Source organism: Shewanella sp. KT0246 (genome assembly GCF_019654955.1).
Lineage (GTDB): Bacteria > Pseudomonadota > Gammaproteobacteria > Enterobacterales > Shewanellaceae > Shewanella > Shewanella goraebulensis.
The window spans coordinates 1-8,405 of record NZ_BPEV01000073.1; the positions used below are offsets into that span (position 1 = coordinate 1).

4 protein-coding genes are annotated in these 8,405 nt (G+C 38.9%); 2 read left to right on the plus strand and 2 right to left on the minus strand.

Features of this window, described 5'->3' with window-relative positions; genetic code table 11:
- Positions 1 to 300: 300 nt before the first annotated feature.
- Positions 301 to 2,184, plus strand: a complete 1,884-nt coding sequence (locus K5Q58_RS20210; protein WP_220755654.1) for a DUF294 nucleotidyltransferase-like domain-containing protein — start codon at positions 301 to 303, stop codon at positions 2,182 to 2,184.
- A 3-nt stretch (positions 2,185 to 2,187) separates the two neighbouring features.
- Positions 2,188 to 2,904 (plus strand): 3'-5' exonuclease, encoded by a 717-nt coding sequence (locus K5Q58_RS20215; protein ID WP_220755655.1) that lies wholly within the window; start codon positions 2,188 to 2,190, stop codon positions 2,902 to 2,904.
- Between the two features lie 80 nt (positions 2,905 to 2,984).
- Here K5Q58_RS20215 and K5Q58_RS20220 read toward each other — a convergent pair whose 3' ends face one another.
- Both K5Q58_RS20220 and uvrB read right to left on the minus strand, forming a co-directional pair.
- Positions 2,985 to 4,562 (minus strand): BCCT family transporter, encoded by a 1,578-nt coding sequence (locus tag K5Q58_RS20220; RefSeq protein WP_220755656.1) that lies wholly within the window; start codon positions 4,560 to 4,562, stop codon positions 2,985 to 2,987.
- A gap of 301 nt (positions 4,563 to 4,863) precedes the next feature.
- Positions 4,864 to 6,903, minus strand: a complete 2,040-nt coding sequence (uvrB, locus tag K5Q58_RS20225; protein ID WP_259651411.1) for an excinuclease ABC subunit UvrB — start codon at positions 6,901 to 6,903, stop codon at positions 4,864 to 4,866.
- Between the last annotated feature and the right edge of the window lie 1,502 nt (positions 6,904 to 8,405).

Sequence of the window (8,405 nt, forward strand, 5' to 3'; positions counted from 1 at the left end):
CGCTTTAAGCGCGTTTTTTTATGCCAGAAACTAAACTCTAATTGACGCAATAAATTTCATCGTAAAATAATGTTATCAATAACTATCACACTGAAGCCAAGGTAATCATAACTATTAGATTGAATTAATTTCATTTAAACCTCAGAAATTAACTAATATTTCATGCATTGTCATCAATTATGAATACAGATAACTCATCTGGTTCAAGTATTCCCCATCTTGATAAGCAGGTTAACTGCATAGTCTCAATAAATGCCATATAATGATTGTTATTACTAAATCAATCATATCGAGCGAATAATGGAAGTCGAACTACTTGAAATTCGTAACTTTATCCGTCAATACCCGCCTTTTGATCTACTGCCAGAAAAAGCATTAATTGAAGTATCAAAGAGTATCGAAATTTCCTACTACCGCGCAGATAGCATGGTGATTGATTTTGAAGATAATATTCACGACCTTTATATGATCCGCAGTGGTGATGTTGAGATATATCGTCGCAGTGGTGAGCTATACAATCGACTGGATCAAGGCGAACTGTTTGGACAAATGGGCTTACTGACAAATAACAAGGTTCGTTACCCCGCAAAAGCACTAAAAGATACTCTACTGTACTGTATACCTGAAAAATTATTTGATGCATTTTGCGAGCGTTACGATGTGTTTGCAGATTTTGTAGAAGTAGAAGGTAGTGTAAGGCTTCAACAAGCAGTCGAGGACAACAGCGATGATGCCAATTCATTAACCACCTCAAAGGTTAAAACCATCCTCAGTGGCGAGCCGGTAATGCTGTCGAACACAACGTCTATTAAAGATGTTGCGCGTATTATGTCTGAGGATAATGTGTCTGCAGCGATTATTAATGACCCTAACTTAGCCGATGAAGGCGGTAATAGTTTTGTTGGTATTATTACAGTGCGAGATCTATGTGCCAAAGTTATTGCAGAGGGTTTAGACGTTGAGACCCCGGTTGGCGAAGTGATGTCGACAGAGCTTATTTCGCTCGATCACAATGCCTATATATTTGAAGCTATGCTATTAATGCTCCGCTATAACGTCCATCACCTCCCTATTTTAAAGAACAAACAACCTATTGGGTTAATTGAAGTTACTGACATAATTCGTTATGAATCACAGAACAGTTTACTGATAGTCAGTAGTATTTTTCAACAAAACAGTATTGACGATTTAATCTTGTTATCTAGTCAAATTAAAGATTGTTTTGTCCGTATGGTTAATGAAGATGCTAACTCGCATATGGTTGGCCGCGCAATGTCAGAAATTGGCAGAAGCTTTAAACAGCGACTACTAGAGCTAGCTGAAGAACAGTTTGGCCCCCCTCCAGTGCCTTATTGTTTTCTTGCGCTTGGTTCAATGGCTCGTGATGAGCAGCTTATCGTTACCGATCAAGACAATGCGATAATTCTTGATAATGACTATCAAGAGTCATTGCACGGTGAATACTTTGCTCAATTGTCAAAATTCGTCTGCGATGGATTAGCCGCTTGCGGATACACTTATTGTACTGGCGATATCATGGCCACCAATCCTGAGTATCGTAAAACTCAGACAGAATGGGAAGAGTGCTTTTCCGATTGGATTGAACATCCAAATGGCCAAGCATTGCTTAATTGCTCCATTTTCTTTGATTTGTATGGAGTCTATGGCCGCCCCAAATGGGCTGAGCAATTAAATGCATTTATTTTAAGAAAAGCCAAAAAAAATAATCGATTTTTGTCATGCCTCGCCCGAAACGCCTTAAATCGTACTCCGCCATTAGGTTTCTTTAAAGACTTCGTGATGGAAAAAGACGGGCGTCATAACAATTCAATTAACTTAAAACGTCGCGGTACAGCCCCTCTTGCGGATTTAATTCGTGTGCATGCCTTAGCAATCGGCTCACAATCTCAGAACTCATTCGATCGCCTGGAAGATATTATTGAAGCCGGTATTTTGCCACCTTCAAAAGGGAAAGATTTACAGCATGCTATGGAGTTTATTTCGTTAGTGCGTATACGCCACCAAGCATTAGACATTGAAGCGGAGCAAGAACCCGATAACAATATCGAACCTGAAAATATGTCTGATTTTGAAAGACGAAATCTTAAAGATGCATTTTTGGTGCTAAGTAGTGCGCAGAACTTTTTAAAGTTCCGCTACAGTGCAAACAGTATGCAGGGATAATTCATGCACCATTTTACCAATCAAGAAGTCCTGAACTGGAAAGCGTTTTTAGAAATAAAAGCCAAGGAAAGCAAAGATAAAAGGCTAACCCATTTTTATCATGCCAGTACCTATCATGACGAAACTAAAGTTAAAGATATTGAATTTGTTGCTTTAGATTTTGAAACCACTGGTTTAGATGCCGATCAAAATAGTATTATCAGTATTGGCTTAGTGCCCTTCACGCTTCAACGGATAGCACTAAGGAGAGCTAAGCACTGGTTTGTAACGCCTGAAGATAAATTACAAGAAGACTCTATTGTCATTCATGGAATTACCCATTCAGACTTAAAAGGCGCACCAGATCTTTTACGTATTTTAGAACAACTGCTAGATGAGCTAGCAGGTAAAATCGTCGTTGTGCATTACCGCAGGATTGAACGTGATTTTTTTGATGCCGCGCTACGTACATTGATCAATGAAGGCATAGTGTTTCCCGTTATTGATACCATGCAAATTGAAGCTGAAGTCCTTCAGTCTAAGCCTAAAAGCTTCTTAGACTGGTTTAAACACAAGCGCCCTGAGTCAATCAGATTGGGCGGCAGCCGCATGCGATATAATTTGCCTACCTATCCCCCCCATGATGCGTTAACTGATGCTATTGCCACTGCAGAGCTACTTCAAGCGCAAATCTATCATCACTTTAGTCCTGACACACCAATCAAAAAACTGTGGTTGTAATCGTTAACTTTTAATCCCCCCATAAAAAAACCGAGCAATACCTAATGTATTACTCGGTTTTTTAATAAAAGACATAAAGATTAACGCGCGCGTCTCTCTGTTCTTAGCCCCATAATTAAACTGACACACATCACCAGCAAAATAACGGTAAATGGCAAGGCTGTTGAAATTGCCCCAGCTTGTAATGCTTCAATGGCTTCTGTGCCACCAACCCATACAAGTACTGCTGCAATTGCACCTTCTATTAACGCCCAAAATACACGTTGTGGAGCAGGCGCATCAACTTTACCACCAGAAGTAATGCTATCAATAACCAGTGAACCTGAATCCGAAGACGTTACAAAGAATATTAATACAAGTACTACTGCTAACATTGATAAGATATTACCTAGTGGCAGTTGATCAAACACTTGGAACATGGCTAAAGGCACTTCTGTTAAGCCTTTCTCACCTAGCGAGCCGATGTTATTGACCACTTGATCAATACCTACGCCGCCAAATACTGACATCCACAGAATAGTGACAACTGTTGGTGCTATTAATACTGCTGTCATGAACTCACGGATAGTACGACCACGTGATATACGCGCGATAAACATACCAACAAATGGGGACCATGAAATCCACCAAGCCCAGTAGAATACAGTCCAGCCATGCATCCAAGCTTCGTCTTCGCGACCTACTGGATTACTTAACGGTATAATATTTTTAATGTAACCCATAATTGTCGTAGGAATGGTTCCCATCGCCACAGCAAAGCTTACCAGCGCAACAAATACGACTAATATTAATGCCAGTAGCATATTAATATTACTGATAACTTTTACACCACCATCAATACCACGAACCACTGAAATAACAGCAATTAACGTCACAGCAAAGATAATTGCAATTTGAAGACCAAGGCTATTATCCATGCCAAATACATGGTGGAAACCACTGGCAGCTTGTTGAGCCCCCAAACCTAAAGACGTCGCTAAACCAAACAAGGTCGCGATAACCGCAAGAATATCGACAACATGACCAGGCCAGCCCCATGTGCGATCGCCCAATATTGGGTAGAATACTGAACGCATCGATAGCGGTAAGCCTTTGTTATAAGCAAAGAAAGCTAACGATAATGAAACCACACCATAAATTGCCCAAGGGTGAAGCCCCCAATGGAACATCGTCGCACCAAGGGCTAACTCGGCAGCTTCAGGCGTGTTAGCAGTGACATTTAACGGAGTTTCATACCAACCCGTGAAATAAGCGACTGGCTCAGCGACAGCCCAAAACATCAAGCCAATCCCCATACCAGCAGCAAATAACATTGCCACCCAAGATAATCTAGAATAATCTGTTTTTGCTTCATCTCCGCCTAATCGAATTTTACCAAAAGGCGAAATAATCATGGCTAAACAAAATAAAACGAATATGTTAGCTGACCACATAAATAAACCATCAAAAGCACCGATGATTTTCCATTTAATGCCATCTAATACCGACTTAGATGTTTCAGGGTCAACTAATAATAATGCGACGATGAACAATCCAATTAAGGACGCGCTGATCCCAAAAACGGGGTTATGAACATCAAAACCCCACTTTTGAATGTTATCTTGACCGACAGTGTAATCAGTATTATCGATACTGTATTTATCTTTATTAGTATTCATTAATCCTCGTTTAGAAGAATTTTCATCCGTAAAATGTAATTACATTTTACGTTATTGAGGGATATTTTGCAGCCAATGTAGAAAAGCAAACACGTTCCACATCACTTTTTAGAGTAAAAGTTAGATATTCTTAACAAAAGGGGTTAAATAAAAGACTCGATGATTAAGATAACTAAACGATAGGTCAATTAACCTATAGTGGCGTTATCAATAACCCTTAGCAAAAAAAGGCTTAGCATTCGAGCTAAGCCTCTATGGAATCTCATAAACATACAATGAAATATTGCCGTGAAATTGTCCGTTAACTATTTAGAATAATTTGTTCACGTAGTTTTTTCACCTCATCACGTACAGATGCTGCCTGCTCAAATTCCAGATCTCTAGCGTGCTGATGCATTTGTTTCTCAAGTACATCAATTTGCTTCGATAGCTCCGCAACACTTTGAACTTTGCCCGAACTCTGAACGTATTCAGCCTCTTTTTCAGCAACTTTACCAAAAGCTGTGTATTGATGTTTACTGTTACCTCTATGAGGATCGCCTAAATCCATCACATCTGTAACTTTTTTAGTGACTCCTCGCGGTGTTTGGCCAAGCTTAACATTATGAGCATGTTGCTTCTCGCGGCGTCTCTCAGTTTCACCAATGGCTTTCTCCATTGATTTAGTTACCTTGTCGGCATATAGGATAACTTTACCGTGGACGTTACGCGCAGCTCGACCAATGGTTTGGATAAGCGATCGTTCTGAACGTAAAAAACCTTCTTTGTCAGCATCTAAAATACAAACTAACGATACTTCAGGCATATCCAAGCCTTCACGAAGTAAGTTAATTCCTACCAGTACATCAAAGTGGCCTAACCTTAAGTCTCGTATCACCTCAACCCGTTCAACGGTATCAATATCAGAATGTAAATAACGAACCTTAACGCCATGCTCATCAAGGTATTCTGTTAAATCTTCAGACATACGCTTGGTTAAAGTTGTAATAAGTACCCTTTCATTAGCAGCAACTCGTTTGGGGATTTCAGAAAGTAAATCGTCCACTTGAATGGCTACAGGTCTAATTTCGATCTCAGGGTCTAGTAAGCCTGTTGGTCTAACTACTTGCTCGGCAACTTCGCCATCACTTTGTTCAAATTCATAATCACTAGGAGTTGCTGACACAAACACTGTTTGCGGCATTAATTGCTCAAATTCTTCAAATTTAAGCGGTCTATTATCTAAAGCTGACGGCAAACGGAAACCATATTCAACTAATGTGGTTTTACGGCTTCGATCACCTTTATACATAGCTCCAATTTGCGGCACTGTCACATGGGATTCATCAATGATTAATAAACCATTGGCAGGCAAGTAATCTAATAAGGTAGGAGGCCCATCTCCTTCATCGCGCCCGGATAGATAGCGTGAATAGTTTTCAATACCTGAACAATAACCTAGCTCAACCATCATCTCGATATCATATTGCACACGTTCAGAGATTCGCTGAGCTTCAATAAGCTTATTGTTATCTAATAGCTCTTGACGGCGTTCACGTAATTCTTCTTTAATATGCTCGGTCGCTTCGATAATTTTTTCTCTAGGAGTGACATAGTGGCTCTTAGGATAAACTGTCGTACGAGCTAGGCGTCGAGTCACCTGACCTGTTAATGGATCGAACTCGCTTAGCTGCTCTATTTCGTCATCAAATAATTCAACTCTGACGGCATCACGTTCGGATTCTGCTGGGAAAATATCAATCACTTCACCACGTACCCGGAACGTACCACGCTGCAAGTCAATATCATTGCGGGTGTACTGCAGTTCACCTAGTCGAGTGATAATGTCGCGCTGCCCCATCATATCGCCTTGACGAAGGTGCAATAACATTTTCATATACAGTTCTGGATCGCCTAAACCATAAATGGCTGATACAGAGGCGATCAACACCACATCTTTACGTTCTAATAATGCTTTTGTCGCCGAAAGGCGCATTTGTTCAATATGGGCATTAACTGATGCATCTTTTTCAATAAAGGTGTTAGATGCTGGAACATACGCTTCAGGTTGATAATAGTCATAGTAAGAAACGAAGTACTCAACGGCATTATTAGGAAAGAACTCTTTCATTTCACCGTATAGCTGAGCAGCTAGAGTTTTATTCGGCGCCATAATGATGGTTGGACGCCCTAATGTTTGAATCAAATTAGCCACGGTAAATGTTTTACCGGAGCCTGTCACACCAAGTAGTGTTTGTTTGGCGACGCCTGCTTCAAGTCCATCCACTAATTGTTTTATCGCGGTTGGCTGATCTCCTGCAGGTGAGTATTCTGAAACAAGATTGAAAACTGATTCTGTCACGACAAACATCCTTAAAAAGTTAATGATTCATTTTATACCGAACAGGTAAAACAATGCGACTATCTTCATTTATATCATTATGCTGGTCATGTAAATGTCATTAACACAATCTTACCCGCTCAACTCTTTCTGCTGACTTTTGATTAGGTAAGCAACTATCCATCGATGTGCAGCTTAATTCGCCAGAAAAGTGTTTGGACTAAATTCAAACAATAAATCAATTAAGAAAGACTTTAAGACAAGTAAGCTTAAACAAGTTTATCGGTTACCAACTATTGCCATAACAGTGCTTTATTACAATTTAACGAATGAAAAATGAAATAATGCTACAACAGCCACAAAATATTGAATTTGACTACAAAACCGCCAAAAACCTCTATTCTATGGCAATTTAATACACAATAGACCTTTCACTTAGACTACATTCGACATCACTAAACAATGAGACTAAACAGAAATCTATTGCATTTTATAACACACTGAAATTCTGACGTTTTTTCGATTAGTTGATTCTGAACAATTTTTAACTTCCACCCAATGGTTATAAGGGCTTCAGAGGGTATTTCGTGAGTAACTCACAGGCTTATCCACAGATTTAGTGGATAAGTCACTCTAGCCCAATATTACTGGGCTATAGAGGTAAACAGAAATTCATGAAACAGTAAAAAAAGTTACATGAAATAAAATTACATTTGTAAGTAAGACTACGCAAATACATTTATATGATTCATTTCTTTGCAACCATCACTGCTGTTTAGCCCATCAAATTGATCACTTCAACCAGTTAGGATTTTAGTTAGCATTCAAACAAGAACTTGCCTAATATTTTACAAACTAAATTAATGCGTAGGTTATATAGTTAACGCTAATCAAGCTTGATTCTCTGTAGCCTTTTTGAATGAAGAACTACTCTTTGTATGTGTAATTTAATTGATTAACGATCATTCATCGCTATAGAGAGCCAGATATGTGATTAGTCGTATTTGATAATAAATCATAAAGAAAGCAACACATACATAAACTAGCCTACTTATTTATTGGTGGTCATGGTTATCAACACACCTACGATCCAACTATTTAATTACTTTCACCTGCAAGCTTCGCCATATCAGAACAGACAGAATGATGTGCTTATAATTATAATGCATCCTTTACTTTGCGTTTCTATAAAGTGAATAACATCGGTTAAATCAAATAACATCGGTGATATATGCTCAATAGAAGCGTTAAATCGTAATAAGTAAATCAATAATCTTAAAAGATTGACATAAATGCAGTTATTAATTAATTCCTTAGTAATCAGATTGCTTGCGAAAAAACACTCATTTTGACGTTTTATAAGCCACGATGCGTATTAGATGACCAGTTAACATCAATTTTTCAATTTTTTTTATATCTCGAGTTGACTGATTGTTCAGGGCGTTTTACTATGCGCTCCGTTCTCAGCAATACATTGCTAAAAACGATTCCCCTGTAGTTCAGTTGGTAGAACGGCGGACTGT